Source organism: Xanthomonas sp. NCPPB 3583 (assembly GCF_041475715.2).
Classification (GTDB): Bacteria; Pseudomonadota; Gammaproteobacteria; order Xanthomonadales; family Xanthomonadaceae; genus Xanthomonas; species Xanthomonas euvesicatoria.
Map to the genome: position 1 here is coordinate 1,327,371 of NZ_CM191263.1, position 26,986 is coordinate 1,354,356.

19 protein-coding genes and 1 other RNA gene are annotated in these 26,986 nt (G+C 64.9%); 13 read left to right on the forward strand and 7 right to left on the reverse strand.

What is annotated here, in order from left to right; all coding sequences use genetic code 11:
- Positions 1-14: 14 nt before the first annotated feature.
- The 3 genes from ACCQ07_RS06020 to ACCQ07_RS06030 all read left to right on the forward strand — a co-directional run bounded on the left by ACCQ07_RS06020 (position 15) and on the right by ACCQ07_RS06030 (position 4,737).
- A complete protein-coding gene (locus tag ACCQ07_RS06020) occupies positions 15-3,356 on the forward strand; it encodes a type I restriction endonuclease subunit R (RefSeq protein ID WP_372363895.1) in 3,342 nt (1,113 codons plus the stop codon).
- Between the two features lie 16 nt (positions 3,357-3,372).
- Positions 3,373-4,074: a M48 family metallopeptidase gene (locus tag ACCQ07_RS06025; protein WP_031421495.1), complete on the forward strand. Its 702-nt coding sequence runs from the start codon at positions 3,373-3,375 to the stop codon at positions 4,072-4,074.
- A gap of 396 nt (positions 4,075-4,470) precedes the next feature.
- A complete protein-coding gene (locus tag ACCQ07_RS06030) occupies positions 4,471-4,737 on the forward strand; it encodes an XAC0095 family protein (RefSeq protein ID WP_218507985.1) in 267 nt (88 codons plus the stop codon).
- Positions 4,738-4,983: 246 nt separating this feature from the next.
- On the opposite strand, the gene xopAU is transcribed toward ACCQ07_RS06030, so the two are convergent.
- Entirely contained in the window at positions 4,984-6,558 is a 1,575-nt protein-coding gene (gene xopAU / locus ACCQ07_RS06035) for a XopAU family type III secretion system effector serine/threonine kinase (protein WP_372363896.1), read from the reverse strand.
- Positions 6,559-6,958: 400 nt separating this feature from the next.
- Here xopAU and xopAV point away from each other — a divergent pair, with 400 nt between their 5' ends.
- Positions 6,959-7,735 carry a type III secretion system effector XopAV gene (gene xopAV, locus ACCQ07_RS06040; RefSeq protein ID WP_372363897.1) on the forward strand — a complete coding sequence of 259 codons (777 nt, stop codon included), beginning with the start codon at positions 6,959-6,961 and terminating at the stop codon, positions 7,733-7,735.
- Between the two features lie 63 nt (positions 7,736-7,798).
- Here xopAV and ACCQ07_RS06045 read toward each other — a convergent pair whose 3' ends face one another.
- Complete coding sequence (locus ACCQ07_RS06045) at positions 7,799-8,428, reverse strand: TetR/AcrR family transcriptional regulator (RefSeq protein ID WP_008574141.1); 630 nt, start codon at positions 8,426-8,428, stop codon at positions 7,799-7,801.
- A 207-nt stretch (positions 8,429-8,635) separates the two neighbouring features.
- Here ACCQ07_RS06045 and ACCQ07_RS06050 point away from each other — a divergent pair, with 207 nt between their 5' ends.
- The 3 genes from ACCQ07_RS06050 to ACCQ07_RS06060 all read left to right on the forward strand — a co-directional run bounded on the left by ACCQ07_RS06050 (position 8,636) and on the right by ACCQ07_RS06060 (position 12,106).
- Positions 8,636-9,424, forward strand: coding sequence for a histidine phosphatase family protein (locus tag ACCQ07_RS06050; protein ID WP_218534141.1), 789 nt, complete (start codon positions 8,636-8,638; stop codon positions 9,422-9,424).
- Positions 9,424-10,293 (forward strand): NAD(P)H-hydrate dehydratase, encoded by an 870-nt coding sequence (locus ACCQ07_RS06055; RefSeq protein WP_372363898.1) that lies wholly within the window; start codon positions 9,424-9,426, stop codon positions 10,291-10,293. The genes ACCQ07_RS06050 and ACCQ07_RS06055 overlap by 1 nt, the downstream gene beginning before the upstream one ends.
- Before the next feature lie 334 nt (positions 10,294-10,627).
- Positions 10,628-12,106 (forward strand): glycoside hydrolase family 30 protein, encoded by a 1,479-nt coding sequence (locus ACCQ07_RS06060; protein ID WP_372364123.1) that lies wholly within the window; start codon positions 10,628-10,630, stop codon positions 12,104-12,106.
- 129 nt (positions 12,107-12,235) lie between these two features.
- Here ACCQ07_RS06060 and ACCQ07_RS06065 read toward each other — a convergent pair whose 3' ends face one another.
- The 3 genes from ACCQ07_RS06065 to ACCQ07_RS06075 all read right to left on the reverse strand — a co-directional run bounded on the left by ACCQ07_RS06065 (position 12,236) and on the right by ACCQ07_RS06075 (position 17,725).
- The gene (locus ACCQ07_RS06065) at positions 12,236-14,041 is read right to left on the reverse strand and encodes a glycoside hydrolase family 15 protein (RefSeq protein WP_372363899.1); all 1,806 of its coding nucleotides are present in this window, start codon (positions 14,039-14,041) and stop codon (positions 12,236-12,238) included.
- Complete coding sequence (locus ACCQ07_RS06070; RefSeq protein ID WP_014089587.1) at positions 14,038-14,940, reverse strand: SDR family oxidoreductase; 903 nt, start codon at positions 14,938-14,940, stop codon at positions 14,038-14,040. The genes ACCQ07_RS06065 and ACCQ07_RS06070 overlap by 4 nt, the downstream gene beginning before the upstream one ends.
- 430 nt (positions 14,941-15,370) lie before the next feature.
- Positions 15,371-17,725: a GH92 family glycosyl hydrolase gene (locus tag ACCQ07_RS06075; RefSeq protein WP_372363900.1), complete on the reverse strand. Its 2,355-nt coding sequence runs from the start codon at positions 17,723-17,725 to the stop codon at positions 15,371-15,373.
- A gap of 126 nt (positions 17,726-17,851) precedes the next feature.
- On the opposite strand from ACCQ07_RS06075, the gene ACCQ07_RS06080 reads away from it, so the two are divergent.
- Positions 17,852-17,927: non-coding RNA, sX9 sRNA (locus ACCQ07_RS06080), on the forward strand.
- A 212-nt stretch (positions 17,928-18,139) separates the two neighbouring features.
- On the opposite strand, the gene ACCQ07_RS06085 is transcribed toward ACCQ07_RS06080, so the two are convergent.
- Positions 18,140-19,120: an SDR family oxidoreductase gene (locus tag ACCQ07_RS06085; RefSeq protein WP_136733018.1), complete on the reverse strand. Its 981-nt coding sequence runs from the start codon at positions 19,118-19,120 to the stop codon at positions 18,140-18,142.
- A 161-nt stretch (positions 19,121-19,281) separates the two neighbouring features.
- Between ACCQ07_RS06085 and ACCQ07_RS06090 the strand changes: the two genes are divergently transcribed.
- From ACCQ07_RS06090 to ACCQ07_RS06100, 3 genes are all read left to right on the forward strand, one after another.
- Positions 19,282-19,911 (forward strand): alpha-ketoglutarate-dependent dioxygenase AlkB, encoded by a 630-nt coding sequence (locus tag ACCQ07_RS06090; RefSeq protein WP_372363901.1) that lies wholly within the window; start codon positions 19,282-19,284, stop codon positions 19,909-19,911.
- Positions 19,912-20,260: 349 nt separating this feature from the next.
- Positions 20,261-21,970 (forward strand): FAD-dependent oxidoreductase, encoded by a 1,710-nt coding sequence (locus ACCQ07_RS06095; RefSeq protein WP_031421519.1) that lies wholly within the window; start codon positions 20,261-20,263, stop codon positions 21,968-21,970.
- A complete protein-coding gene (locus ACCQ07_RS06100) occupies positions 21,967-22,272 on the forward strand; it encodes a UBP-type zinc finger domain-containing protein (protein WP_372353761.1) in 306 nt (101 codons plus the stop codon). The genes ACCQ07_RS06095 and ACCQ07_RS06100 overlap by 4 nt, the downstream gene beginning before the upstream one ends.
- A 203-nt stretch (positions 22,273-22,475) precedes the next feature.
- Here ACCQ07_RS06100 and ACCQ07_RS06105 read toward each other — a convergent pair whose 3' ends face one another.
- On the reverse strand, positions 22,476-23,222 hold the full coding sequence (locus ACCQ07_RS06105; RefSeq protein ID WP_057680990.1) for an EAL domain-containing protein: 747 nt from the start codon (positions 23,220-23,222) through the stop codon (positions 22,476-22,478).
- Between the two features lie 148 nt (positions 23,223-23,370).
- Between ACCQ07_RS06105 and ACCQ07_RS06110 the strand changes: the two genes are divergently transcribed.
- Positions 23,371-24,009 (forward strand): HD domain-containing protein, encoded by a 639-nt coding sequence (locus tag ACCQ07_RS06110; RefSeq protein WP_277574270.1) that lies wholly within the window; start codon positions 23,371-23,373, stop codon positions 24,007-24,009.
- Between the two features lie 234 nt (positions 24,010-24,243).
- Positions 24,244-26,772 (forward strand): excinuclease ABC subunit UvrA, encoded by a 2,529-nt coding sequence (locus ACCQ07_RS06115; protein WP_338338717.1) that lies wholly within the window; start codon positions 24,244-24,246, stop codon positions 26,770-26,772.
- Positions 26,773-26,986: the final 214 nt, after the last annotated feature.

Consider the following 26,986-nt stretch of genomic DNA (forward strand, 5'->3'; position numbering starts at 1 on the left):
CCAGGGAGACGTTGATGGGTTGGGAGTTGGAAGACGTTGAGAAGCCTTTCGTGGCGCAGCTGCAGGCGGTGGGCTGGGCCCATCTGGCCGGCAGCCTGGACGACCCCGCCGCCACAGAACGGAGCGGCTTCGCCGAGGTCGTTCAGGAAGGCCGGCTGCGCGAGCACCTGCTCGCGCTGAATCCGGGGCCGGACGGCAAGCCCTGGCTGGACGACGCCCGCCTCGCTGACGCAGTGGCTGCGATCACGCGCCTGGGCGCGCACAAGTTGATGGAGGCCAACCAGCAAGCCACCGAGCTGCTGATCAAGGGCCTGACGGTCGACGGGCTGGCCGGCTGGGATGGTGGGCGCGGGCAGACGATCCGCTATATCGATTGGAACACGCCAAGCAACAATCGTTTTACCGTGGTCAGCCAGTACCGCGTGGACTGCCCGCCCGGCTTCAACAGCGCCAAGGCCTTCATCGTGCCTGACCTGGTGTTGCTGGTGAATGGCATCCCGCTGGTGGTGGTGGAGTGCAAGAGTCCGTCCATCCCCGAGCCGTTGAGCGAGGCCGTGGACCAGTTGCGCCGCTACAGCAACCAGCGCAAGGCGGCGCTGGAAGTGGACGAGAACGAGGGCAACGAGGCGCTGTTCGCCACCAACCAGTTGTTGGTGGCCAGCTGCGTGGATGAGGCGCGGGTAGGAAGTATCGGTGCGGGCTTCGAGCACTTCGCGCAGTGGAAGACCGTGGTGGGGCTGGACGGCGCGGGATCGGAGGCAGAGGCGGCGCAACGCTTCGGCAAGCAGGCGCTCAATGCCCAGGAGCGATTGATTGCCGGCCTGCTGGCGCCAGCGAATCTGCTGGATGTGGTGAAGCATTTCCTGCTGTTCATGCAGGTGGGTGGGCAGACCATCAAATCGGTGTGTCGCTATCAGCAGTACCGTGCGGTGAACCGTGCGATCGCAAGGCTCAAGCGCGGCCAGACCCGGCTGCAGCATGGCGAAAGCGATCAGCGTGGCGGCATCATCTGGCATACCCAGGGCTCGGGAAAGTCGCTGACCATGGTGTTTTTGGTGCGCAAGATGCGCGCCGAGCCGGCGCTGCGACGCTTCAAGGTGGTGGTGGTCACCGACCGCAAGGACCTGCAAGGCCAGCTGTCCGTGACCGCCACGCTCACCGGCGAAACCGTTGAGGTGGGCAACAGCACGTCAGATCTGAAAGCCCTGGCGCGGCGCAAGGGGCCGGGATTGGTGTTCGTCACCATCCAGAAGTACCGCGATGGCGACACGGCCAACGATGCGCCGCTGAAGGCCGAGGATCTGCCGGCTGCTGGACACGCGGTCAAGGAGGCGCGGGCGCTGTATGGCAAGGCCGAAGCGGCTGCGGAGCACTTCGAGGTGCTCAACGATGACGAGGCCATCCTGGTGCTGGTGGACGAGGCGCATCGCACCCAGGCCGGCGACCTGCATGCCAACCTGCTGGCCGGATTGCCCAACTGCGCGCGCATCGGTTTTACCGGCACGCCGATCATCATGGGCGAGAAGAAGCGTACACACGAGATCTTCGGCGAGTTCATCGACCGCTACACCATCAAGGAGGCCGAAGCCGATGGGGCGACGGTGCCGGTGCTCTACGAAGGACGTACTGCCAACGGCGCCATCAAAGATGGCGCGAACCTTGATGAACTGTTTGAGGATCTGTTCCGCCAGCACACGCCCGAAGAGCTGGAAGCGATCAAGCAAAAGTACGCCACCAAGGGCCATATTTTCGATGCGCCGGCACTGATTGCCGAGAAGGCACGCGACATCCTCCGCCATTACGTCGCCAACATCCTGCCCAATGGCTATAAGGCCCAGGTGGTGGCCTACAGCCGGCTGGCTGCCACCCGCTATTTCGTCGCCTTGAAAGCCGCGCGCGACGAGCTCTTGCAGGAGGCCAATGCGCTGAGCCCGCAGGACAAGGCGATGGACGATGAGGCCCTGTGCCTGCGGCCGCCGAAGGTGCGGGCGGTGGTTCAGGCGTGGCGCTATCGCGAGGTGCTGGCGCGTATCGAGTTTGCGCCGATCATCTCCGGCAGCAACAACGACGATCCCGGCTGGAAGCACTGGACCGACAGTGCCACTCATGAGTCGCTGATCAAACGCTTCAAGAAGCCGCTGCTGCATGCGGATGCGACCAAAGCGGATCCGCTGGCGTTCCTTGTGGTCAAGTCGATGTTGCTGACGGGATTCGATGCGCCGATTGCCGGTGTGATGTACCTGGACCGGCCCATTCGCGAGGCCGAGTTGCTGCAGGCCATTGCGCGCGTCAATCGTACCGGCTTTGGCAAGCGCCGCGGCATCGTGGTGGATTACTACGGTGTGGCCCAGCATCTGAAGGAAGCGCTGGCTGCCTACGCCGATGAAGATGTGGTTGGCGCATTGGCGAGTTTGAAGGACGAAGTACCGGTGCTGCGCGACCGGTATGCGCGGGTGGTTGATCTGTTCCGCGAGCGGGGCATCGACTCGCTGGCGGACACCGAGGCCTGTGTGGATGCACTCGGTAACGAGAAGCTCAGAGCGGAGTTCGTGGTCAAGCTCAAGGCCTTTCTTGGATCGCTGGACACAGTGTTGCCACGTCCGGAAGGTCTGCCGTTCTCGGCAGATGCCAAGCGCCTGGCCTATATACATGCGCGCGCCCGTAATCGCTACAAGGACACGCCGGTGCTTGGGAAGGACGTGGGCGCCAAGGTGCGCAAGCTGATCGACGACCATGTGATCTCGCTGGGCATCGATCCGAAGATTGCGCCAATTCAGCTGACGGATACCCAGTTCGATGCACATGTGAGCCGGGCCGCGAACGACCGCGCCAAGGCTTCGGAAATGGAGCACGCAGTGCGCTCGCATATCCGCAAGCACGCCGACGAGGACCCGGTGCTGTACCGCAAGCTTTCCGAGCGATTGAACGAGATCCTGCGGACGTTAGGCGAACAATGGAGTGCGGTGGTTGCCCAGCTGCAGGCACTGGTGGACGATGTGCGCAACGGCAGCGTCGGTGCCGCCGATGCGCCAGCAGGTGTGCCGGAGCATTGCGCGCCGTTTCTTCGCACGGTGATGGACATGGTCTGTGCCGGGCGCGAGCCGCCCCCAGCGGAACTGCTCCGGTTGATGGACGTGACCGTGGAGCTGGTCGAGCTGTTGGTGCAGGAGCTGCAGAGCAACCGCAATATCTGGAGCCCGCACAAGCGCGCGGCACAGGAACAGCTCAATGGTTTGCTGTTCGACCGTCTGATGCGGCTGCGTCCCCCGCTGATGGACGAAGCTGCGGCGGGGCTGCTCACCGACAAGCTGATGGAACAGGCGCGTGCCAGCCACGCGCGGTTGATGCAGGTGTGATGCCATGCGAGCACCCATGACAGCCTCCAGTCTGCAGGTGGACGATCTGCTGTTTACGGTGCGACACAGTGCGCGCCGCCGGACGATGGAGATCACCGTCGAGCGTGATGGCGCGTTGGTGCTGTCTGCACCGCCAGACGTGGCAGAGTCCAGGTTACGTGCCTTTGTGCAGGAAAAGCGCTTCTGGATCTACACCCGGTTGGCGGAGAAGGATCGCCTGCAACGCCATGCACCGCGCAAGGAGTTCGTGGGTGGCGAGGGCTTTCTTTACCTGGGGCGGAGCTACCGGCTGAAGATGATGTCCGATCAGACCACGCCGCTGAAGCTGGCCGCCGGGCGTTTCTGCCTGGCGTCGGAGGCCTTGCCCGAGGCCAGGGAGCATTTCATCCGCTGGTATGGGGCGCGTGCCAAAGCCTGGCTGTCCACGCGCATGTTGGAGCATGCTGCCCGGATGGAAGTCGCGCCGGCGGGCGTCAAGGTGCAGGACCTGGGCTACCGCTGGGGTTCGTGTGGCAAGGGCGACTGGTTGTACTTCCATTGGAAGACCATCCTGCTCCCTGCCCGCATCGCCGAGTACGTGCTGGTGCATGAGATGGCGCATCTGCATGAGGCGCATCACACCCCGGCGTTCTGGCTGCGTTTGGAGCGTGCGATGCCGGACTATGCGCAGCGTAAGGCGTGGCTTGCCGAGCATGGGATGGACGTAGAAGGGATTTGAAAGATCTGATTGGTTGCGCCAATTACGCGATTTGGCTGGTCTTGTGGCGGTGCCGCCGAGCTGGTGGATTACACGCGCTCTGGTCGGCTCGCTGCTAAGAGGTCACTGCGTCGATTGCCGGCTAGCCTTGACGCCAAGCCTTGCCAGTAGCACGATCGCCCCACGGAGCCTCGAAACTCCGCACACAGCGGTACCCACCTCCGTCATATCGGTGGGTTTTTTGTGCCTGCATGTTCTGTAGGTGCAACCGACGCGATGCTCTGCGTCGGGAGGGCGGCTAATACAACACCCGCAAGGGGAATACGCCCGCCGGCTGTGTGCGGTTTCGAGCCTCCCGACTTCCCGTCCGTCGCCTTGCGGCGGGCGGGGGCGATTCCATGGAATGAGGAGCAGGCCATGTCGGACGTTGTACGCGATGCGCAGTCACACCCGGGCTACTACCTGCCAGAAAGCGCGCAATACCGCCTGCAGCAGCTGCGCGACCACATGCGCTTTTTGGCGCGCCTTGCGCAGCCGCGCACGCAGGCCGAAGAGCAGGCTAGGCAGCCGGCCATCTGCATGGACGAGTTGGCGTTTTGTCTGGAGCTGCTGGCTGAGCAGGTGGGACGGGTGCTGGACGATGTGGAGTGCGCTGTCGTCGAAGGCACGCATCCGCAGCCATGACGTGTTGTGCCCTCTGGATTTTGTTGCCGTCTGGATCACCGCCGAATGGGCGCATCACCGGCACGGGTATGGCAGCACGCAGCGTGCCGATTGAATGCCCGAGTCAGCGCTCAGGCTGCGTGCGTGTCTGCACAATTGCCTCACTTGTCTTTCAATCCCGCGCTTCTAGGCGCGGTCACTACACCCTACGTGGTCCATCGGCTCGCGCTTGCCTGTAACCGTGGGCGCTGCTGAAAATAATTGTTGCTAAAAAGAAGGCAAGCGCTTCAGTTTTTCGTAGGTGCGGTGCATCCGATCACGGGGCGGGAGCGGCGGTTCGGTGAAAAAGGGGTCGCGGAGCAGTCTCTCTGCCTTGGTGCGCTCGCCGGTTCCGTCGTCCAGCATGCTGTTGAAGAAGCGGACCACAATGCGCTTGTGGTCGGCCGGGAGAGCCTGCAACGCATCCATGAAGGGGAAGGTGTCTGCGGTCTTGGCGCGATTGATCCCGATCATGCCCATGTTGTAGTCGGGGCGCTTGAGCACATGCACCAGCAGTTGCGCCACGCTGTAGACGTCGCGCGCATGCCTGGCAGGTGTGCTCAAGTCGTAAAAGCCCGGTGTACCGCCGCGGTTAGGGTCGCCTTCTTCTGCGCCGAGCCCCATGTCGATCAGCCGGAAGATCTTCATGGGTTGGTCGTACATGACGTTGTTGTGCGAGATATCCTGATGCACGATGCCGGCGTCTTCGCAGCAGGCGATCCCCACCAGTACGTCGGCCATCAGCTGCCGGGCCAGGCCGAGATACTCCATTGCGGTGATGGCGCCTTGCCGCAGCGCGATGCGTGCGCGGCCAATCATGCTGCGTACGCTGATGCCGTCGATTTTTTCCAGCAGGATTCCGAAGGTGTGTTCGATCTGCACCACGCCGTGGGCGCGCACGATATACGGCACTGCATCCACCGACCTGATCATTTGATACTCCTGGAAGATCATGGCTTTGCGCTCAGCGATCCGTTGCTGCAGCGCCGGTGCGTCTGCAGCGGTGGCGGGGTCGCACAGTGTCGGTGGGATCGGCCGTTGCGGGTCGGTGCGCAACAAGGCCTTGAAGATGAAGTCGCGTCCGCAATTTTGCCCGCCCTGCCAAAGATCTTCGGCCAGCCGCACCGCGTAGGTCGAGGCGGATGCGCCGGTGCCGACGGTGGGCATGGCGTCCAGCGTTCCTGCAGTGCCTGCGTGCCCGGTTTCCAGCGTCACGTGGACAAACCCATTGTCTACATCCAGGGCGCCGGGCTTCAACGCCGAGAGCTTCTGGATCAAGTCCGGGCGTTCGGAGCGGCTGGTCAGCGATTTCACCAGGCGCGGGCTCAGCACGACGTGCTGCCGGGCATGACGCGTATCGCTGACCAGCCGCCGTGCGTTGCGCAAGTTCTGGAATGCGTCACTGCTGTCGGCGCCCGCAAGGGCCGACAGGCGCGCCGGCGTCTCCAGCAGACAGGCCCAGGTCGGTGAGCCGGGTTGCGGGCCCAGACGGGGGCTGCGGCCGGTGACAGGCGTCGTTGGCGAGTCGCTACTGGATGAGGACCAGGTGTGCGGTGCCAACGCTGCCTGCAGGCGGGGCACCACGACTTCCAGACGCTTACGTTCGTCGGCAAGTACGCCGGTGATGCTTCTTCTTTTTTCCAGCAGGTTGAGCGGATGGTCTGCGACAGGATGGGGCGGGGTGTGTGGTTCGGGCGCCTGTGCAGTTTCGGGCGCATCGCGCTCTGCGTCTGCGCGCAGCGCCGTGGAAGGGAGAGTGAAGTTGCCGGAGATCTGTTTCATGGTCGAGGACAGTGTGGTCAACGATCAGGGGAGGTGGCTCTGGCGGTTCGCTTGCAACACGCGGCAGCTGGAGTGAGCCGCTGGCACCAGGGGCCACTCAGCGGCGATGCCGGCTGCGTCACTTTGATCATCATTGAGGCAGTGGTGCATGCGGAGGGAGCAATGCACGAAGCAGTGCAGGCGTGGGCGAAGTTGCGCGGGTGCTGCATGTCTTGGCCGCTGGCGCCGCGGGATCGGCGCCGGCTGTGGTGGCCAACGCGCGCGTTCAACACGATCGCCAGCCACCCTGCTGGTTTGCCTGCAGCGATACGTGGCGCGGGCGTGCACCGCTTGCGCACTTTGGCAAGCTCCGTGCCGCTTGTTTCGTGTTCGGCAATGGTTTTTCGGCCGGATGCGTCATGCCCGATCACGCTGGGGAACAATGGCGCGCATCGATAGCGGAGAAGTGACGATGCGGCCTTTAGCATTGACGTCCGTCACGCGCCGAGGCGCCAGGCGCGAGCAGCAAGAGGGTGCGACCGTGGCAGATGCCGGCCCGCCTGCACCGGCCAACGACCCGCATGCCAATACGCAGTTGGCCCAGAGCCTGCCGCGGCGCCCCGTGCGCGAGGCGCGGCTGAGGGCGCCTGGCACGCCGCGTGGCGTCCCCCTCGTCAATCTAGGGCGAACGATGGCCCACGTGGGCGCCGCCGGGGCCGCAGTATGGGGCGGTTTTTCGGCAATCCAGGCGCCTGCAGCGGCGGCCTACGGCTATTTCAACGATGACCTGTATTACAAGAATCTTGCTGTAGTCAGTGGCTACCAGGCAGTGGGAGCGCTGGCTGCATTCCTGGGAATGGGGCTGGCCGACGTGCTGGCCGCGCGCTACGTGGAGGCGCAAACCCGGTGGTACGAAGTGCCGACCAAGGCGCAGCGCGCGAGCGAGTTGGGAGCCACCGAGGCCTGCCTGGATCAGGCGGTCGACATGGTGACCAGATTGGACGCCGACCCTCCTGGGCCTGCCATGGACGAAGGCGAGCGGCTGGCCTTGGCCAGGGATCTGATGCACCTCATGACGGTAGAACGTTCCCGTCTGCCACCAGACCTATGGCGAGCAGCGCGCGGGGCCGGCAACGATGCGTACGGTCTGGTCGCCCGGCTCCTGCAGGCCGCCAGAGGGCGTGCAGCGGAAGAGGCATCCACGTCGTCAGCAGGTTGAGCGCGCCTGCCGGCCAGGTGCCGGGGCGCGGCCCGCAATCGCCGAGCCGGTGCTGCTCGAGGATTACACCGGCGCCGACTTGAGGATGCCCGACAAACTCTCCCGCAGGATCAGCTGCAGATGCATGCGGTTGAGTTCCATGCCGCTGGTCATCACGCTGTGCAGGCCGCCGCACATGGCAGCGACGGCGAAGACGCGGGCCTGGAATTCGTGTTCGCTGCTGGCGGTGTCGGTGTGGCCGCGGAGCAGGCGCTTGAGCAATGCGCTGAGGTGTTCGATCAGCGATGCGCTCTGCCGGCGCATGAAGGCGGCCAGCACCGGGTCGCGCAGGGTGGCCAGGTGCAGCTCCAGGTCGATGCGGGTGCGCTTGATGTTGATTTCCTGCAGCAGCCAGTCTTCGAGCAGGCCGGCGATGAAGTCCACTACGTGCACGTTGGCCGGGCGTTCCACCAGCCACATCTGACGGATGGCGCGCATGTAGTTGCGTTCGAGCAATGCGCGCACCAGCGCGTCCTTGTCTTCGAAGCGCTGCAGCAGGCTGCCGCATGACAGACGGGTGCGTTCGGCGATGAGTTCGAAGCTGGTGGCCGAAAGGCCGATCTCGTCGATGCAGCGTTCGGCGGCATCCAGTACGTCGTCTAGCAGAAGCTCTTCGCGCTGTTTTGCGGTGCGCAGCTGAAGGACGTTGGACATGGGCGAGCGGCGTGGCGGGGGCCTGCAGTATACCGAGCCAGGGTTATGCATCCGTTGGAGCGGCGCTGGTCCGTGCCATGGCGCATGTTCCCTGCGGCATGCACCGTGTGCGGGCTCATGCATGACACCGGTGGCGCGGCGGCGCATGGCCGCACGCATGGTCGACCACCCGTTCACGGCGGCTGTGCGACACGTGGTGCCGACGTGATGCAGGAGACGGGTGTGAGTGAGCACAGTGCGGTTGCAGGGGTGTCGGCGCAGTGGCCGGCGCGCCTGTGGGTGGTGCGGCATGGGCAAAGCGCAGGCAACGTGGCGCGCGATGTGGCCGAGTCCAATGGCGCGACGCTGATCGACCTGGAGCACCGCGATGCGGACGTGCCGCTCTCGGCGCTGGGCGAGCGCCAGGCCGAAGCCTTGGGCGCGTGGATGGCTGGGCTCCCCGAACACGAGCGGCCGACCTTGATCCTGAGTTCGACCTATGTGCGTGCGCGGCAGACCGCCGCCGCGGTTGCGCGTGCGCTCGGCCGGCCGGCCGATGCGGTCAGCGTGGACGAGCGGCTGCGCGAGAAGGAATTCGGCGTGCTCGACCGCTACACCACGTCCGGCATCCTGGCGACGTTTCCGGAGCTGGCCGAGCAGCGCAAGCTGGTGGGCAAGTTCTATTTTCGCCCGCCTGGTGGCGAGAGCTGGTGCGATGTGATCTTTCGGTTGCGCAGCATCGTGGGCGACCTGCAGCGCAACCATGTGGGGGCGCGCGTGCTGATCGTGGGGCACCAAGTGATCGTCAATTGCTTCCGTTACCTGATCGAGCGGATGGACGAGGCCACCATCCTGGCCATCGACCGCGAAGGCGATGTGCCCAATTGTGGCGTCACCGAATATGCGGCCGCGGCCGATGGCCAATCGCTGCGGTTGGTGCGCACCAAGTTCGTACCGCCAGAGCTGGCCGATGAGCCGGTAACCACCGAATCCGACCGCCCGGCCGGAGCGCGCTGATGGCTGCCGCACGCCTTCGCACGCTGAGCGCTGCTGCATTGCGTGCGATGCCGCTGCCATCGCCCGGCGGCGACAAGGAGCAGCGGGGGCGCGTGTTGGTGGTGGGTGGCTCGATGCGCGTGCCCGGTGCGGCACTGCTGGCCGGAGAAGCTGCATTGCGCGCGGGCGCCGGCAAATTGCAGATCGCCACCGCTGCCAGCGTGGCGCCGGCCATGGCCCTGGCGGTGCCCGAGGCATTGGTGCTGGGGCTGGGGCAGAACGGGCAGGGCGAGATCACGCGCGGGCACCGTGCGTTGGATGCGGCGCTGGCAGCCTGCGACGCCGCCGTGATCGGGCCGGGCATGGCGTCCACCACAACGACAATGGCGCTGGTCAGGCTGGCCGCTGCAAAGGCCGTCTGTACCTTGGTGCTGGACGCCGGTGCGTTGTCGCGCAGCTTGCGTGCGCCGCCTGGGCGGCCCTTCGTGCTGACGCCGCATGCGGGGGAGATGGCGACCCTCGCTGGCGACGACAAGGCTGCGGTGGAAGCAGCGCCGGGCGAGTACGCGCTGGCCTTCGCGCGGAAGATGCGCAGCGTGGTGATCGTCAAGGGCGCGGACAGTTTCATCGCCGGGCCGGATGGTGCGTTGTGGGTGCATCGGGGTGGTGTGCCCGGATTAGGCACGTCTGGTTCGGGCGACACCTTGGCCGGCTTGATCGCGGGGTTTGCTGCGCGGGGCAGCGATGCGTTGACCGCCGCGCTGTGGGGTGTATTTGTGCACGCGGTAGCGGGTAAGCAGCTGTCCAGGCGGATTGGCACGGTTGGATTTCTGGCACGCGAGATTCCACAAGAAGTGCCCGGGATTTTGGATCGTTTGTCGCGCAAGTGAGTGAGCCCCTCTCCCTGCGGGAGAGGGGTTGGGGTGAGGGTACGGCTGCTGGGATTGGTGAAGATTGAAGTCTTTTACGTTGTTTTGTTCGCGACGCATTACGCGCGCGGCCGGCACCTTTAAGTGCACACGTACCCTCATCCGGCGCTGCGCGTCACCTTCTCTCCCATGAAGGGGGGCAATGTCCCGACGGGAGAAGGAAGTCTGATGTCACACCGCACTGCGCTTGCGCTCGTTTGTCCTGCAATGCTGCGGCGCGTTGGTCGGTTAGGCTTGCGCGATCTACCTGGGAGGGTGCGCGGTGAAGCGAGCGATGACGTGGTCGGTGGTGGGGATGTTAGGGATGGGGCTGGGCACAGTGAGCAGCGCGAGTGCAGCAGCGACGGCTGTTGCATCCGCAGCGACGCCAACAGCGGTAGATGAGACCTCGCCAGCGGTGAGCAGCACTGGTGCACTGCGCGTCTACACCAGTTCTCAAGGCGCCACGCAGCAGATGCGCGTCAGCACGGCTGCTGCTCCTGCCAACGGGCATCCGCTGACCGAAAAAGAAAACTCCATCTTCGTCAATCCGCAACGGCAATTTCAGGAACTGTTGGGCATCGGCGGCGCGATCACTGATTCCAGCGCAGAGACCTTTGCCAAGCTGCCCAAGCGTGCGCAACGTGCGCTGCTCACGGCGTACTACGATCCGCAGCAGGGCATTGGCTATACGCTGGCGCGTACCACCATCCATAGCTCGGATTTCAGCAGCGGCAGCTACACCTACATCAAGGAGGGCGACGCGGCGCTGAAGAGTTTTTCGGTCAAGCACGATGCCAAGTACCGCATCCCGATGTTGCGCCAGGCGATTGCGGCGGCCGGCGGCAAGCTCACCACGTTTGCCAGCCCATGGAGCGCGCCGGCCTTCATGAAAGACAGCAAAACCATGCTCAAGGGCGGCAAGCTATTGCCCGAGTACGCGCAGGCCTGGGCAAGCTACTACACGCGCTTTATCGCGGCATACGAAAAAGCGGGCATCCCGATCTGGGGCGTCAGCCTGCAGAACGAGCCGATGGCGGTGCAGACCTGGGAGTCGATGCTGTTTTCGGCCGAGGAAGAACGCGACTTTTTGAAGCATCATCTCGGGCCCACCATGGCCAGCGCCGGCTACGGCGATCGCAAGATCATCGTGTGGGACCACAACCGCGACATGATGGTGCACCGCGCGCATGTGATCTTCGACGACCCGGAGGCGGCAAAATATGCGTGGGGCATGGGCTTTCATTGGTATGAAACCTGGGCCGGATTCGAGCCGATGGTGGAGAACGTGGCGGCAGTGGCGCAGGCGTACCCTGACAAGCACTTGCTGTTGACCGAAGCGGCGGTGGAAAAGTTCGACCCGGCCAAGTTGCAGTACTGGCCCAATGGCGAGCGCTACGGCACGGCCATCATCAACGACCTCAATCATGGCGCAGTGGGCTGGACGGACTGGAACATTCTGCTCGACCAACACGGTGGGCCGAACCACGTGGGCAACTATTGCTTTGCGCCGGTGCATGCCGATACGCGCACGGGCGAGGTGATCTACACGCCGAGCTATTGGTACATCGGCCACTTTTCCAAATTCATCCGGCCGGGTGCACGACGGGTCAGCGCAGCCAGCAGCCGTAGCAATCTGGCAACCACCGCGTTTCTCAACACCGATGGCAGCCTGGCCATGGTGGTCATGAATGCCAGCGACGCTGCGATTGCTTACAACCTGTATGTGGGCGAGGCATCCAGCACGTTGGAGATTCCGGCGCATGCGATCCAGACCGTGGTACTGGCGCAGTAAACGAATCGACGCACTTGGTTGAGCTGCGTTCTGGCGCAGCTGCATCCACCGAGCGTGCTCCTTCTGCCGATGGGAGAAGGAGTTTGCGGCGATAACAGCCTGGTGAAGGCGACAGATGCTGCGCTTCGCTTATTCGCCATCCACGGCCAGCGCCGCGTGGATCAGCGCAAGGTGGCTCAAGCCTTGCGGGACGTTGCCCAGCGCGGCGCCCGTGCTCGTGTCCAGCATCTGCGGCATCAGCGCGACATCGTTGCCCAGCTGTTCCAGCAACTGTTCGAACAAGCGCTTGGCTTCAGCACGCTCGCCGAGCAGGCCATAGGCTTCCACCAGCCAGAACGAGCAGGCAATAAATGCGCCTTCGCGTTGTTGCATGCCGCTGTAGCGGTGCAGCAATGCGTCGCTGCCAAGTTCTGAGGCAATGGCATCGCGGGTGGCGATCATGCGCTGGCGGCGCGGCCCGCCCAGCCCAAAGCGCGAGGCCAACAGCAGGCTTGCGTCCAGGTCGTCGGTGCCCGCGTAGAAGGTGTAAGCCTGCTTGGCGTCGGACCAGCAGTGCATGTCGATCCACTCGAGAATCCGCGCCTGTTCGCGTTCCCAGCGTGGCAGCATCGCGGTGGAGAGATGGCCGGCCTTGGCCAGCTCGCTGGCGCGGCGTAGCGCCAGCCAGCATTCCACTTTGGACATGGTGTAATGCTCGGCGGTTTCCAGTTCCCAGAAGCCGGCGTCCTTGCGCATCCAGGTGTTGGCGCATTCGTTGCCGAGCTCGAACAACTGGCGTGCGGTTTCTTGGTCCAGGATGTGCCCGGCATCAAGAAAGCGCGCGGCCATTTCGAAGATATCGCCGTACAGGCACAGCTGCAGCTGGTTGTTGGCGGTGTTGCCAACGCGCACCGGGCGCGTATTGCAATAACCGGGAATGTCGATCTCGCGTTCGTCCGGCACCAACGCGCCATCCAGGGTGTAGCAGGGGCGCACGCCAGGCCGATGCTGGCGGATGGTGCGCATCAACCAGCTAAACGCGGCCTTGGCATCGGCCAATGCGCCCACGCGCAGGAAGGCCTTGGTGGTGTAGGCGGCATCGCGGACCCAGGCATAGCGATAATCCCAATTGCCATTTGCGCCAATTTGCTCCGGCAATGACGTGGTGACCGCAGCGGCGATGGCGCCGGTAGGTGAAAACCACAGGAACTTGAGCGCCAGCGCAGAGCGCACGACCGCATCGTGGTAACTATTGGCGTAAGACAGGTTGCCGCTCCACTCGCGCCACTCCTGGTCGCTGCGCTCGATGCGCCCACCGATGTCTTCCAGCGCGGGCACCGGTAGCGCATCTTCTTCGGCGGCCAGCAACGCAACGACCTGTGTGTCGCCTGCGCGGATCGCCAGCGTGGCGTGCACGCCGCGGTCGTCGCAGTGCACCAGCTGCGCTGCCTCCGTGTCGTAGCGCAGCATGGTCATGAGCGGGCCGACGTGATGCACACGGCCGTTCGGCGTCTCGCTTTGCCAGGGAGTGGCTTCTCCGGCACGTGTACCGGGGCGGTAGATCAGGTCGAAGACAACGCGGCCTTCGAGACCTTCGATGCGTCGCGCAAGTTCCGACCACGGCAGCCGGCCGGCTTCGCCGCTGTTGAGCGACTCGGTCAGACGTGCGCTGCCGGTTGCGGTGCTGAAGGTCGTTTCGAGAATATTGCTGCCATCGCGGTATCGGCGCTGTACCTGCTGCAGCTGTTGCGGCGTGAGGGCAAAATAGCCGCCTTCGCCTGCATCCAACAGGCGATCGAACAACGGCGGCGAGTCCATCTTCGGCACGCACCACCAATCGATGCTGCCATCGGCACCGCATAACGCCACCGAGCGCCCGTCGCCAATCGCCGCATAAGCGGCGATTGGCAAGGTGCCGGTGGCATCACGCTGAAACTCGGCGCCGGGACGGCTCAAGACAACAGCAGGCCACCGGTGGCACCGAACACTTCGCCGGTGACGTAGCTCGATTCCTGCGATGCCAGAATCACATACAGCGGCGCCATTTCTACCGGCTGGCCGGCGCGCTTGAGCGGCGTCTCCGAGCCGAAATCGGGAATCTTTTCCGGCGGCTGACCACCGCTGGGCTGCAGCGGCGTCCACACCGGTCCGGGCGCGACTGCGTTGACGCGGATCCCCTTCTCGGCAACTTGCTGCGCCAGGCCCTTGGTGAAGTTGACGATGGCCGCCTTGGTGGAGGCGTAGTCGAGCAGCGTCGGCGAGGGCTGGTACGACTGGATCGAGCCGGTGTTGATGATGGATGCGCCCGGCGGCAAATGCGGGATGGCGGCCTTGCACAGCCAGAACATCGCATAGACGTTGGTCTTGTAGGTGGCGTCGAACTGCTCGGTCGTGATGTCTGCGATGTCTTTCACGGCGGTCTGTTTGCCCGCGATATTGACCAGGACATCCAGCCCGCCGAGCTCTTTCACTGCACGGTCCACCAGTTCGGTGCAAAACGCCTCGTTCTTGAGGTCACCCGGAACGCTGATGGCTTTGCGCCCTTCTGCCTGGATCAGCTGCACCACTTCGGCTGCGTCCTGTTCTTCTTCAGGCAGGTAATTGAGCAGGATATCCGCACCTTCGCGTGCAAAGGCAATGGCGGTGGCGCGCCCGATGCCGGAGTCTGCGCCGGTGATCAGGGCCTTGCGGCCTTGCAGACGACCAAAGCCCTTGTAGCTGTGCTCGCCATGGTCTGCCTTGGGCTGCAGTTCGTGGATGGTGCCCGGAGCCTGCTGGGTTTGGTGCGGAAATTGCGGCTGCGGGAACTGGGTCAACGGGTTCTGCATTTCGTACTGATTCTTGCTGCCGGACATGCACACTCTCCTGCATTGGGGGAAGGGCAGGCACGCAGTCGTCGTGCGTACCGATGACGGGGAGTGTGGAAAGCGAGGCGATGCGTATCAGTGAACAAAAGTTGTGCATCATGTGAATGCGTGACGGCGGTGCACGCCGTGCGATCACCTCGGCTTTGAAAACGTCGCATTCAGAAACCGGCGGCAGACAAGCGCGTGCGTCATGCAGGAATTGACGGCGCTGGCACTGCTGGCGACATGGTAGCGGTGGTGGAACGCGCTGCGTGCGGCTTGCGCATGCGGATCTGCTACCGAGTCAGAAAGCGAGTGCCACTGCCGATGCCGCTAACGAAACCTAGCGAGCGTCAGCTCGGGGCCGCGCAGACACCGCATCTGCTGCGGGTTGCATCGCTACAGGATCATCCGGCCGCTACCTTGCAATTGCGTTGGATCATTGCAGCTGCGCCGACATCGAATACGGCCGCTGCGCTGGGTCGGTGGCCCATTGCTGATTCGGTGTCGCCTGCATCCGGAAACGCAGTTCACCGCCGGTCTGGATTTCCTCGTGCGTAACGTAAGCGCGAGTCAGTGGTGTGCCATTGAGCGTGGCGCTACCGACGTAGCTGCGTGCATCGCTCAAGCCCTCGGCGATGATCGCGAAACGTTTGCCATTGGGCAGGTTGAGCGTGGCGCGCGGCAGGAACGGGCGGCCGATGATGTACTGGTTGCTGCCGGGCGCCACCGGGTAGAAACCCAGCGTGGTGAACACGTACCAGGCCGACATCTGGCCGAGGTCATCGTTGCCGGCCAGGCCCTCGGGCCCTGCGTGATACTGGCTGCGCATGATCTGGGTCAGGCGCGCCTGCGTGCGCCACGGTTGGCCTGCGTACGCATACAGATAGGCAACGTGGTGGCTGGGTTCGTTGCCGTGCGCGTACCAGCCGATCAGGCCGGTGATGTCTTCCATGTGCTCAAAGATCTTCGGGTCCACCTTGGCATCGAACACCGCATCCAGCCGGGCAAGCAATGTGTCGTCGCCGCCATGCGCGGCAGCCAGCCCGGCCACGTCCTGCGGCACGTACCAGGAGTATTGCCACGCATTGCCTTCGGTGTAGTCGCTGCCGTAGCCGCTGGCAGATGGGTCGAACGGCTCGCGGAAGGTGCCGGCGCGGGTGCGCGCGCGCATGTAGCCGGTGGCCGGGTCGAAGGCGTGCTTCCAGTTGCCGGCGCGCTTGCTGAATTCTGCCGCGATGGCGGGCTTGCCGAGCTTGTCGGCCATGCGCGCGATGGTCCAGTCGTCGAAGGCATATTCCAGCGTCTTGGATGCGGCTTCGCCTTCTTCGTCGATGGGCACGTAGCCCAGCTCACGGTATTGCGCAATGCCATCGTAAGGGCCGTAGTTGGCGCTGGCGACCATGGCCTGCAAGGCTTCCTCTGCATCGAAGCCGCCGATGCCTTTCATGTACGCGTCGGCAATCACCGGGACGGCGTGGTAGCCGATCATGCACCAGGTTTCCAGGCCGTGGAATGCCCATACCGGCAGGATGCCGTAGGCGCTTTGGCGACGCGAGGCGAGCAGCGAATTGACCACGTCGCTGCTGCGTTGTGCCGGCTGCACCAGGGTGAGCAGCGGATGCAGGGCGCGGTAGGTGTCCCACAGCGAGAAGGTGGAATAGTTGGTCCAGCCAGTTGCTTGATGCACCGCATTGTCTGGCCCGCGGTAGCGGCCGTCGCTGTCCATGAACAGCGTTGGCCCCAGCAGGGTGTGATACAGCGCGGTGTAGAGCTGGGTGCGCTGTTGCGTGGTGCCTTGTGCATCGATCGCCGACAGCGCCTGCGTCCATTGCGCGCGTGCATCGGCGCGTACGCGATCGAAATCGAAGCCGGGCATTTCGGCATCGAGGTTGGCGATGGCACCGGCCTCGCTGACTGGCGAGAGCGCCACCTTCACCACCAGCGGCGTGCCGTCGTTGGTGACATCGAATACGCCGACCAGTTGCCGGCCTTCAATCTGCGCGCGCTGTGCAGGATTCTTTTCGCCCGGCGGTGGGAACCCCTTGTAGGGGATGTCCTGTTCGGTGTCGTGGAGTTGCGTGGCAGTGAGCGGGCGCGAGAAGCGCATGGCGAAATACAGCTGCCGGCCGGGCGCCCAACCGCGCGTTTCGCGAAAGCCGGTCACCGTGCCATCGCTGCGCACCCGCAGCCGCGACCACTGCACCTTGCCGGGGTAGTCGTACAGGCTGGTGCGCAGGTCGACCAGCACATGCGCCGGCGTACCTTTCGGAAATTGGTAGCGGTGCACGCCCACACGCGCGCTGGCAGTGAGTTCGGCGCGGATGTTGCGGTCCTTCAGGGTCACTGCGTAATAGCCGGGCTGCGCCTGTTCGCTGGTGTGGTCGAACTGCGCGGTATAGCCGCTGCCCGGCTTGCTGGCATCGCCGCGTTCCAACTTGATGGCGCCAGCTTGCGGCATCAGCAGGATGTCGCCCAGATCCGAATGCCCGGAACCGGAAAAATGCGTGTGCGAGAACCCGACGATGGTGGTGTCGCTGTGCCGGTAGCCGGCCGCCCAGCCGTAGGCGTCCTTGCGCGGCTTGATTTGCGTATCCGGGCTCAGCTGCACCATACCGAATGGCACCGTGGCGCCAGGATAGGTATGGCCTTCGCCGCCGGTGCCGATGAACGGGTCTACCGCGTCGAAGGCAGTTGCAGGCGTGCGCGGCGCGGCGTTGCCGAAAACTGCGACGACAGCGGCAAGCACTGCCAGCCAACGGGCCCGACGCGGGGCGATCAAGCGAGGCGACATGCAGATGCTCCAGGCGGATGCAGCGCCGGACCGTAGCACAGCTGCGTGGGCGCGCTACACCCTGGAGCCGCCAACAAAAGCCATTGCGTAGCCGCCAGGCGGGCGCGGCCGGTGCCCGGAATCGGCATGTACCACGCGGACACTGCGGTGATGAGCGCGCCGTCCGCGCCCACCCGACGGCTGCGCGCTACGTTTGTTAGCCGCTCTTGGAGGGTGCGATGGCCCTCGCGGCCATGGTTGGGTTCGCTGATCACTCACGGCGTCACGATGTGTGCCGATCGGCATGCACGGCGGCGCACGCGCTTGCTGCGGTGGTGTCGCATTGAGGCTGGTCTACTTTCCCGCGTTGCCGCAGCGTCTGGAAATCGCCGGCAAACGCGCAATTGTCGGCACGGCATTGCAGACTTCAGCGACTCACTTGCGTCGTAAAGCCAGCACTGCCAAACCCGTGACTGCTGCAGCGGCCGCACCGATCAACATCTTGTCGCGCGCAGAGCGTGCCCGCAACGCGGGGCGCCGCCGGTAGCCACCGTCGATGCCGCCGGCAATGCCGGGCGCTGCGAACACATTGCCGCTGGATCGCGCCACCTGTGGTGCCTGCGCAAAATACCGCTTGAAGATACGGTACATGGCGCGCGCCAGGGTCTGCGGTGCCAGCGCATGACCCAGGCGCATCGCATGGACGGCGGTGCCCAACACCACCGTGTTGCGTGGCCGGTCCAGCAGGCGCACGACAGCTGCCGCGACGGTGCGGGTGTCCAGCATCAACGGCGGCCCGCTGATGCGCCGGCCCACGTAATTGGCACCATGGGTCAGGCCTGGCGTGTCGACGAAATACGGGTACACATCGCACACGTGGATATGCGGGTAGTCGCTCAACTCGGCGCGTAACGCTTCGGAAAAGCCGCGCTGGCCGAATTTGCTGGCGCCGTACGCCGCTGCAAACGGCGTGGATGCAAAGCCGCCCGAAGAGATCATATTGACGAAGATGCCGTGGCCTTGTTCGACGAAGATGGGGATGGCGGCATGGGCGTCGTGCATGCGACCGAGCAGATTGGCGTGGATGACGGCCGCGCTTGCTTCCATCGGTACCTCGTGGAATTTGCCGACCGTGCCCACCCCGACATTGCCGAACCACAGGTCGATGCGGCCCAGAAAACTCTGCGCGCTGGTGGCCAGTGCCTTGACCTGTTCGGCCTGTTTGACGTCGGTGGGCACCACCAAGACTTCGGCACCGCGCGCACGGCAGCGTTCGGCAACCGCATTGAGGGCTTCTTCGCCGCGTGCAGCCAACACCAGGCGCGCGCCTCGTTCGGCGAATGCTTCTGCAGTGGCTTGGCCGATGCCGCTGGACGCGCCGGAAATCACCACGTGGGCAGGAGGGGTGCGATGCATGCGATGTCTCCACAAAAACGAGCAGGCATGCTTGATCGTCGTGCGTGAACACGGTGCGGCGCTTTGCGTACCGTAGCGTGAAGCTGAACTGGTCGGGCTGGCGCCACGCGTGATGACAGCGTGGCGCTGAAATCGGCGGCAGGCGCCCGCATATCGCGCTGATGGATCTGTTCAACGCTCCCATCGCACCGCTGCAGGTGCTGCACGACCAGCAAGGCGGCGTGCGCTATTGGCCGCAGCTGTTGCCGCCCGCACTTGCGCAGGAGGCGTTCGACGCATTGCGCGATGGTGCCGATTGGCGCAGCCAGCGCCGCGAAATGTACGAGCGGGTCGTGGACGTACCGCGCTTGCTGGCCTCGTATCGGTTGGATGATGCATGGCCTGCGGGATTGCCGCTGCAGCGCTTGCTCGATGCGGTGCAGGCGGTGCTCCCGGCGCCATACAACGCGGTAGGTTTGAATCTGTACCGCGATGGGCGCGACAGCGTGGCAATGCATCACGACGCATTGCACACGCTGGTGGCACCGCACCCGATTGCGCTGCTGTCGCTGGGTGCACCGCGCCGGATGCAACTGCGCGCCAAGGACGGCAGCACGCGGGCGGTTGCGCTGGAGCTGGCGCCGGGGAGCCTGCTGGCGATGAGCCACGCCTCGCAACACACGCACGCGCACGGCATTGCCAAGACCGCGCGCGCGGTGGGCGAGCGCATCAGTGTGGTGTTTCGCGTGCGCCCGGCCCAGCGTATGGCGGCCGAGCAACATGGGCCACACTGGGAGCCTGTGCGATCGTAAGGCACAGGCTTGGGCTCGATTGATTGGCAGCTTGCAAACCGCCTGTGCTGCTGCCAGGGACGCACGGCCGTTGCTTCGTGCCGGATGCACCGCACTGCGTTTGCCATGTGCGGTTCGCCCCCGGCCTGAGGACTGCTCGCTAGGTTATTTTCGTGCTGGATGTCCCGCATGCTGGGCGTATGCGGTCTTTACAGCAGCTGCGTGCGCCTGACCGGCAGCAGCGCTCGCTCGCCTACGCGTGCCTGGCGTCTGCGCGCTGTCGTGGCCATCAGTGACCATTTCGGGTGATTGCCATTGCCATCACCACTGCCCATGCTTGCATGTGATCCCCTAGCCGCGTCGCCCCTGCATGTCTTTGGACCAGACCCGCCACCATCAGATGTTTCCCGAGCTGGACGCGGGCCAGTTGTCGATCACCCGGCGCTTTGCCAGCGGGCCGGCGCAACGGTTCGACGCGGGCGACCCGGTGTTCGAGGTCGGCGATGCCCATGCACCGGTGTGGGTGGTGCTGGAGGGCGCCATCGAAGTGGTGCGCCGCGACGGACTGGGCAACGAAAAGCCGATCACCCGGCACACGCCCGGCCAGTTCACCGGCGAGGTGAGTCAGCTGGCCGGGCGCGCGTCGCTGGCGGCTGGACGTGCCGGGCCGGACGGCTGCCTGGCGCTGCCATTCGATACTGCGCATCTGCGCGCGCTGATGATCAGTTCGGCCGAAGTGGGCGAAGTGGTGATGCGTGCCTTGATCCTGCGCCGCGTTGGGCTGATCGAGGGCGATGCGTCGGGTTCGGTGCTGATCGGCGAGCCTGACGATCCGCATCTGACCCGTTTGCAGGGCTTTTTGACCCGCAACGGCTACCCCAACACGGTGATGGATGTCTCCGACGACGAAGGCCGCGCGTTGGTGGAGCGCCTGGGTATCCAGGAGCACGACCTACCGGTGATGGTGTGCCCGAGCGGGCGCGTGCTGCGCCAGCCCAGCGATGCCGAAGCTGCGCATTGCCTGGGCATGACGCCGGACATCGACCCGGACAAACGCTACGACGTGGCGATTGTCGGCGCCGGCCCTGCCGGCCTGGCGACGGCGGTGTATGCCGCATCCGAAGGCTTGTCGGTGCTGGTACTGGACCAACGCGCCATCGGCGGGCAGGCGGGTGCCTCGGCGCGTATCGAAAATTATCTTGGCTTTCCCACCGGCATTTCCGGGCAGGCGCTGGCCGGGCGCGCCTACAACCAGGCGCTGAAATTCGGCGCGGAACTGGCGATTCCGATCGAAGCGGCCACGTTGGAATGCGGCCGCGACGATGGCGCGCTGAAGCTGGATCTTGCCGATGGCAAGCAGTTGCTGGCCAGCACGGTGGTAATCGCCTCCGGCGCGCGTTACCGGCGCCCGGAGATCGAGGGCCTGGATCGCTTCGAAGGCCACGGTGTCTCGTACTGGGCCTCGCCGGTGGAGGCGCGCCTGTGCGAAGGCGGCGTGGTGGCGCTGGTGGGCGGCGGCAATTCTGCAGGGCAGGCGGTGGCGTTCCTGGCGCCGCGGGTCAAGGAACTGCACCTGATCATTCGGGGCGATGGGCTGGAGAGCTCGATGTCGCAATACCTCATCGAGCGCATCGCCGCGTTGCCGAACGTGCAGCTGCACACCGGCACCGAAGTGGCCGCGCTGGAAGGCGACCCCGAGCGCGGCCTGCAGGCCGCGGTGTTGCGCACCCGCAAGGACGGTGCAACCGCGCGCGTGGCGTTACGGCACCTGTTCCTGTTCGTCGGGGCAGATCCCAACACCGGTTGGCTGCAGGACTGCGTGGACACCGACAAACGCGGCTTTGTCATGACCGGCACCGCGCGTGGCGACGGCGTACCGGCGTGCCTGCCGCTGGAAACCAATCGCCCTGGCGTGTTCGCCATCGGCGACGTGCGTGCGGGTTCGGTCAAGCGCGTGGCGGCCGCAGTGGGCGAGGGCGCCGCCGTGGTCGCGCAGATCCATCAGTACCTCGCCCATCAGGCCAACCCGGTGCCGGTCTCCGAACTTGCCAGCGCCACCCAGGAGTCGACCAGCGCATGAGCCGGCACTGCCGCCATACTGATCAAATCCATGCAGTCACTCCCAGTGCGCGTGGCTGCGAGGAGTGCCTGGCCATCGACGGCGTCTGGGTGCATCTGCGCCTGTGCCGCAGCTGCGGCCATGTCGGGTGTTGCGACGATTCGCCCCACCGCCACGCCACCGCGCATCACCACGCCACCGGCCACCCCATCATCGAAGGCTACGACCCGCCTGAAGGCTGGGGCTGGTGCTATGTGGACGAAGTGGAAGTGGAGCTGCCGGATCAGACGCCGCAGCTGGGGCCGATTCCGCGGTATGTGTGAGCGGCGCCGCGTGGTGTTCGGCGGTCGCTGCTGGCTTGCGAGGCGGCCGGGAATCGGGAATCGGGAGTCGGGATTAGGGAATCGTAAGAGCGGCTTCCGCACGTTTCATTGCCGCTGTGTTCGGATGTTGTGGGTCTGTTACGGCGAGTGGCGCCTGCTGCTAGGTGCGCTGAGTTGCTTAGTTCATACGCACAAGCGTGAGCTTACTGCGGCCAATGCACCTTCGGCAGCTCGCCGATCTGCGGTCTGGCGAACAGATACCCTTGCTGCAGGTGGATGCCCAGGTCGCGCAGGGCGCGGTATTGATCGGGTTGTTCGATGCCTTCGGCAATGACGGCGATGCCGAGTTCTTCGCACATGCGCGTCACGTGGCGCACGATGGCCTGGCGGCTGCGGTCGGTGTCGATCCCGCGGACCAGGGCGATGTCCAGCTTGAGCAGATCCGGCTGGAACTCGGCCAGCAGGCCGAGCCCGGCGTAGCCGGCGCCGAAGTCGTCGATGGCCGTTTTCATGCCGCGCGCCTGATAGGTGCGCAGGATGCCGAGCAGATGCGCCGGATCGGTGAGATGTTCCTGTTCGCTGACCTCGAAGATGATGGCGTCGAGCGGCCAACCGTATTGCGCAGTGGCCGACAGCGTGGCGCGCAGGCAATGCTCGGGGTTATAGACCGCGTTGGGCATGAAGTTGATCGACAGCAGCGCCGGCAAGCCAATCTGCACAGCGCATTCGATGGCCTTGATGCGGCAGGCCTGGTCGAATGCGTAGCGATTGCGCTCATCCACTGCGGCCAGGATGCTGCCGGCCGACTCGCCGTTGATGCCGCGCACCAGCGCCTCGCCTGCGTAGATGCTGCGGGTGGACACGTCCACGATGGGCTGGAAGGCCATGGTGATCGCGGTGGGGAAGTCCTGGCCGTCGCGGCAGGCATTGCAGACAGGAAGCGTGGTCATGGCGTCAGGTCATCGAACAGCGTAGGTGCAGCCTAGACCTATCGGCCGCAATCGCGTGGGATTGAGCCTGAATCGCTCATGGCAGCATCCTCACCTGTCGGCAGTCGGGCTCGGCGATACTAGGCGCATCGCTCGCATCGGATGCCCCATGACCGCTCTCACCGAACGCTACGCCCTGGCCGTGGACTACGCGCGCATCGCTCACGCCGGGCAGGTGCGCAAGGGCACGCAGGTGCCCTACCTGAGTCATTTGCTGGGCGTCTCGACGCTGGTGCTGGAATGCGGCGGCGATGAGGAACAAGCCATCGCCGGCCTGCTGCACGATGTGGTGGAAGACTGCGGTGGCGGGCACGAGGCCTCGATCCGTGCGCAGTTCGGCGATGCGGTGGCCGATATCGTGATGGCTTGCACCGATGCCACTGCCGAAGACAAGGCCGAGGTGGACAACAGCGAGCGCGCACGCAAACGCGATTGGCGCGAGCGCAAGCAGGCCTATCTTGCGCACCTGCGCAAGACGCCCGAGCGCGCGCTGTTGGTGTCCGGCTGCGACAAGCTCTATAACGCGCGCAGCATCGTGCAGGACCTGGAAAATCCTGCCGTCGGTCAGGGCATCTTCGATGTGTTCACTGCCGGGCGCGAAGGCACGCTGTGGTATTACGCCGCGCTGGAAGAGGTCTTCCGTACACGCAATGCCGCTACCGCGCGGTGGTTCAGTGGCGTGGTGACGCGCATGCATACCCTGGCCGACACCGGTGAGCAGGTGACGCCGGCACATGCGCTGGGCTGAGCGCCGCTGGGAGACGGCGGTACGTCCGGCAGCGGCAGGTACGACGCGCAGATGTGTTGCTGGGCCCTGTCCGACCTCCATCTGACGAATGCGTCCCGTGCCTCGTCAGCCACCGCATGCGCCCTGCAGCGCCTGGCACCTTGGGTGTTGCCTGCGCTCGATCACCATCGCTGACACCGGCTGCATGGCGCGCACGCTAGGCTGGCGTCTTGTCGATCTCTGGTTTCGGTAGTCATGTCAAACGCGACGTCTTCCACTGGCCTGGTGCGCGTGCGCGGCGCGCGCGAGCACAATCTCAAGAACGTGGATGTGGATATCCCCCGCGATGCGCTGGTGGTGTTCACCGGCGTTTCCGGCTCGGGAAAGTCGTCGTTGGCGTTCGGCACCATCTTTGCCGAGGCGCAGCGGCGCTATCTGGATTCGATCTCGCCGTATGCGCGGCGGCTGATCGACCAGGTAGGCGTGCCGGAGGTGGATTCCATCGATGGCCTGCCACCGGCAGTGGCCTTGCAGCAGGCGCGCGGCGCGCCCAGTGCACGCTCGTCGGTGGGCAGCGTCACCACCATCTCCAACTCATTGCGCATGCTGTATTCGCGTGCCGGCCAGTACCCGCCGGGGCAGGAGATCATCTACGCCGACGGTTTTTCGCCGAACACGCCTGCGGGGGCATGCCCGACCTGTCACGGCCTGGGGCGCATCTATGACGCCACCGAAGCGACCATGGTGCTGGACCGCAGCCTGAGCATTCGCGAGCGTGCGGTCGCCGCCTGGCCGGGCGCATGGCATGGGCAGAACCAGCGCGACATCCTCACCACGCTGGGCATCGATGTGGATGTGCCATGGCACACGCTGCCGAAGAAGACCCGCGACTGGATTTTGTTCACCGACGAACAGCCGGTGGTGCCGGTATACGCCGGTTACGACCTGGCCGAGGTCAAACGCGCGCTCAAGCGCAAGGAAGAGCCCAGCTACATGGGCACCTTTACCAGTGCGCGGCGTTATGTGCTGCACACCTTTGCCACCACCCAGAGCGCGCAGATGAAAAAGCGCGTGGCGCAGTATTTGCTCAGCACGCAATGCCCACAGTGCGATGGCAAACGCCTGCGCCGCGAGGCCTTGTCGGTCACCTTTGCCGGGCTGGATATCGGGGAGCTGTCGCGGCGCCCGCTGGACGAGGTGGCCGAGCTGCTGCGCCCCGCCGCCGAAGCCGCCCCATCCAAAGGTACGCGTAAAGATGCGCGCCAACATCCGGAACAAGCGATCGCCGCGCAACGCATCGCCGCGGATCTGCGCGCGCGTATCGCCGTCGTACAGGCGCTGGGTCTGGGCTACCTCAGCCTGGAGCGCAGCACGCCCACCTTGTCGCCGGGCGAGTTGCAACGGCTGCGGCTGGCCACGCAGATCCGCTCGCAGTTGTTCGGCGTGGTGTACGTGATGGACGAACCATCGGCAGGCTTGCATCCCGCCGATGCGCAGGCGCTGCTGGGTGCGTTGGATCAACTCAAGGCGGCCGGAAATTCGGTCTTCGTGGTCGAACACGAAGTGGGCGTGATCCGCCATGCAGACTGGATCGTGGATGTCGGCCCGGCAGCCGGCGTGCAGGGCGGGCAAGTGCTCTACAGCGGGCCGCCCGCGGGATTGGAGCAGGTGCAGGCCTCTTCCACACGGCGCTATCTGTTCGGCACGCCGCCGCAGGTGCATCGCCAGGCGCGCGCGGCACGCGGTTGGTTGCAGCTGCGCGGCATCACCCGCAACAACGTCCGCGCGCTGGATGTGGACCTGCCGTTAGGTGTGTTCACTACCGTGACCGGTGTGTCCGGCTCGGGCAAATCGTCGTTGGTGAGTCAGGCGCTGGTGGAACTGCTGGCCGCCCATCTGGGGCAGGCGCAGGCAGAGGACGAAGAAGCACTGGATCCACTGGAGCGCGGCACGCAGGTGCCGTCGGAGGGTGCGATTGTTGCCGGGCTGGATCAGGTGCGCCGCCTGGTGCGCGTGGATCAAAAACCCATCGGCCGTACCCCGCGCTCCAATCTGGCTACCTACACCGGCCTGTTCGACCCGGTGCGCAAGCTGTTTGCGGCCACGCCCGCCGCACGCCGGCGCCGTTACGACCCAGGGCAGTTCTCCTTCAACGTCGCCAAGGGCCGCTGTGCCACCTGCGAGGGCGAAGGCTCGGTGTATGTGGAATTGCTGTTCATGCCCAGCGTCTACGCACCGTGTCCCACCTGCCACGGCGCGCGCTATAACGCCAAGACGTTGGAGATCGCGCTACGCGGTCGCAACATCGCGCAGGTGCTGGAAATGACGGTGGATCAGGCAGCCATCTTCTTTGCCGACGATGCCAGCGTGTTGCGCCCGTTGCAGGTGTTGCGCGAAGTGGGGCTGGGCTATCTGCGTCTTGGCCAGCCGGCCACCGAACTATCCGGTGGCGAAGCGCAGCGCATCAAGCTGGCGACCGAACTGCAACGCGCCCAAAGGCGCGACACCGTCTACGTGCTGGACGAGCCCACCACCGGCCTGCATCCGTCCGACGTGGATACCTTGATGGCCCAGTTGCAAGGGCTGGTCGATGCAGGCAACACCGTGATCGTGGTCGAACACGATATGCGCGTGGCCGCCAGCAGCGACTGGGTGCTGGATATGGGGCCGGGCGCGGGCGGTGCGGGCGGCAAGGTCGTGGTGGCCGGAGCGCCGGATGTCGTGGCGCGCCATCGTGGGAGCCGCACCGCACCGTTTCTGGCGCAGGTGTTGCGCGGACAATAGGCCAACAGTTTGGCAAGCCCGCGCCGCATCGTACGAAGTGCCATGCCTGCGATCCCCCGTCAGCCTACGGACGAAGCTAACGGATGATGCCGGAAAGCTGTGATGCGTTGCGGGATGTCTCTGGCATCGCGGTCGACTTGCCGCTGCCTGCCCAGGCTGATCACCCACATGCCTGCCTGTCGATCACGACCGCTTGTGCAGGTGCGTACGAGCG

Coding starts and splice junctions, on each gene's coding strand:
- ACCQ07_RS06020 (WP_372363895.1), top strand. CDS start 15: ATGGGTTGGGAGTTGGAAGACGTTGAGAAGCCTTTCGTGGCGCAGCTG.
- ACCQ07_RS06025 (WP_031421495.1), top strand. CDS start 3,373: ATGACAGCCTCCAGTCTGCAGGTGGACGATCTGCTGTTTACGGTGCGA.
- ACCQ07_RS06030 (WP_218507985.1), top strand. CDS start 4,471: ATGTCGGACGTTGTACGCGATGCGCAGTCACACCCGGGCTACTACCTG.
- xopAV (WP_372363897.1), top strand. CDS start 6,959: ATGGCGCGCATCGATAGCGGAGAAGTGACGATGCGGCCTTTAGCATTG.
- ACCQ07_RS06045 (WP_008574141.1), bottom strand. CDS start 8,428: ATGTCCAACGTCCTTCAGCTGCGCACCGCAAAACAGCGCGAAGAGCTT.
- ACCQ07_RS06050 (WP_218534141.1), top strand. CDS start 8,636: ATGCAGGAGACGGGTGTGAGTGAGCACAGTGCGGTTGCAGGGGTGTCG.
- ACCQ07_RS06055 (WP_372363898.1), top strand. CDS start 9,424: ATGGCTGCCGCACGCCTTCGCACGCTGAGCGCTGCTGCATTGCGTGCG.
- ACCQ07_RS06060 (WP_372364123.1), top strand. CDS start 10,628: ATGTTAGGGATGGGGCTGGGCACAGTGAGCAGCGCGAGTGCAGCAGCG.
- ACCQ07_RS06070 (WP_014089587.1), bottom strand. CDS start 14,940: ATGTCCGGCAGCAAGAATCAGTACGAAATGCAGAACCCGTTGACCCAG.
- ACCQ07_RS06075 (WP_372363900.1), bottom strand. CDS start 17,725: ATGTCGCCTCGCTTGATCGCCCCGCGTCGGGCCCGTTGGCTGGCAGTG.
- ACCQ07_RS06085 (WP_136733018.1), bottom strand. CDS start 19,120: ATGCATCGCACCCCTCCTGCCCACGTGGTGATTTCCGGCGCGTCCAGC.
- ACCQ07_RS06090 (WP_372363901.1), top strand. CDS start 19,282: ATGGATCTGTTCAACGCTCCCATCGCACCGCTGCAGGTGCTGCACGAC.
- ACCQ07_RS06095 (WP_031421519.1), top strand. CDS start 20,261: ATGTCTTTGGACCAGACCCGCCACCATCAGATGTTTCCCGAGCTGGAC.
- ACCQ07_RS06100 (WP_372353761.1), top strand. CDS start 21,967: ATGAGCCGGCACTGCCGCCATACTGATCAAATCCATGCAGTCACTCCC.
- ACCQ07_RS06105 (WP_057680990.1), bottom strand. CDS start 23,222: ATGACCACGCTTCCTGTCTGCAATGCCTGCCGCGACGGCCAGGACTTC.
- ACCQ07_RS06110 (WP_277574270.1), top strand. CDS start 23,371: ATGACCGCTCTCACCGAACGCTACGCCCTGGCCGTGGACTACGCGCGC.
- ACCQ07_RS06115 (WP_338338717.1), top strand. CDS start 24,244: ATGTCAAACGCGACGTCTTCCACTGGCCTGGTGCGCGTGCGCGGCGCG.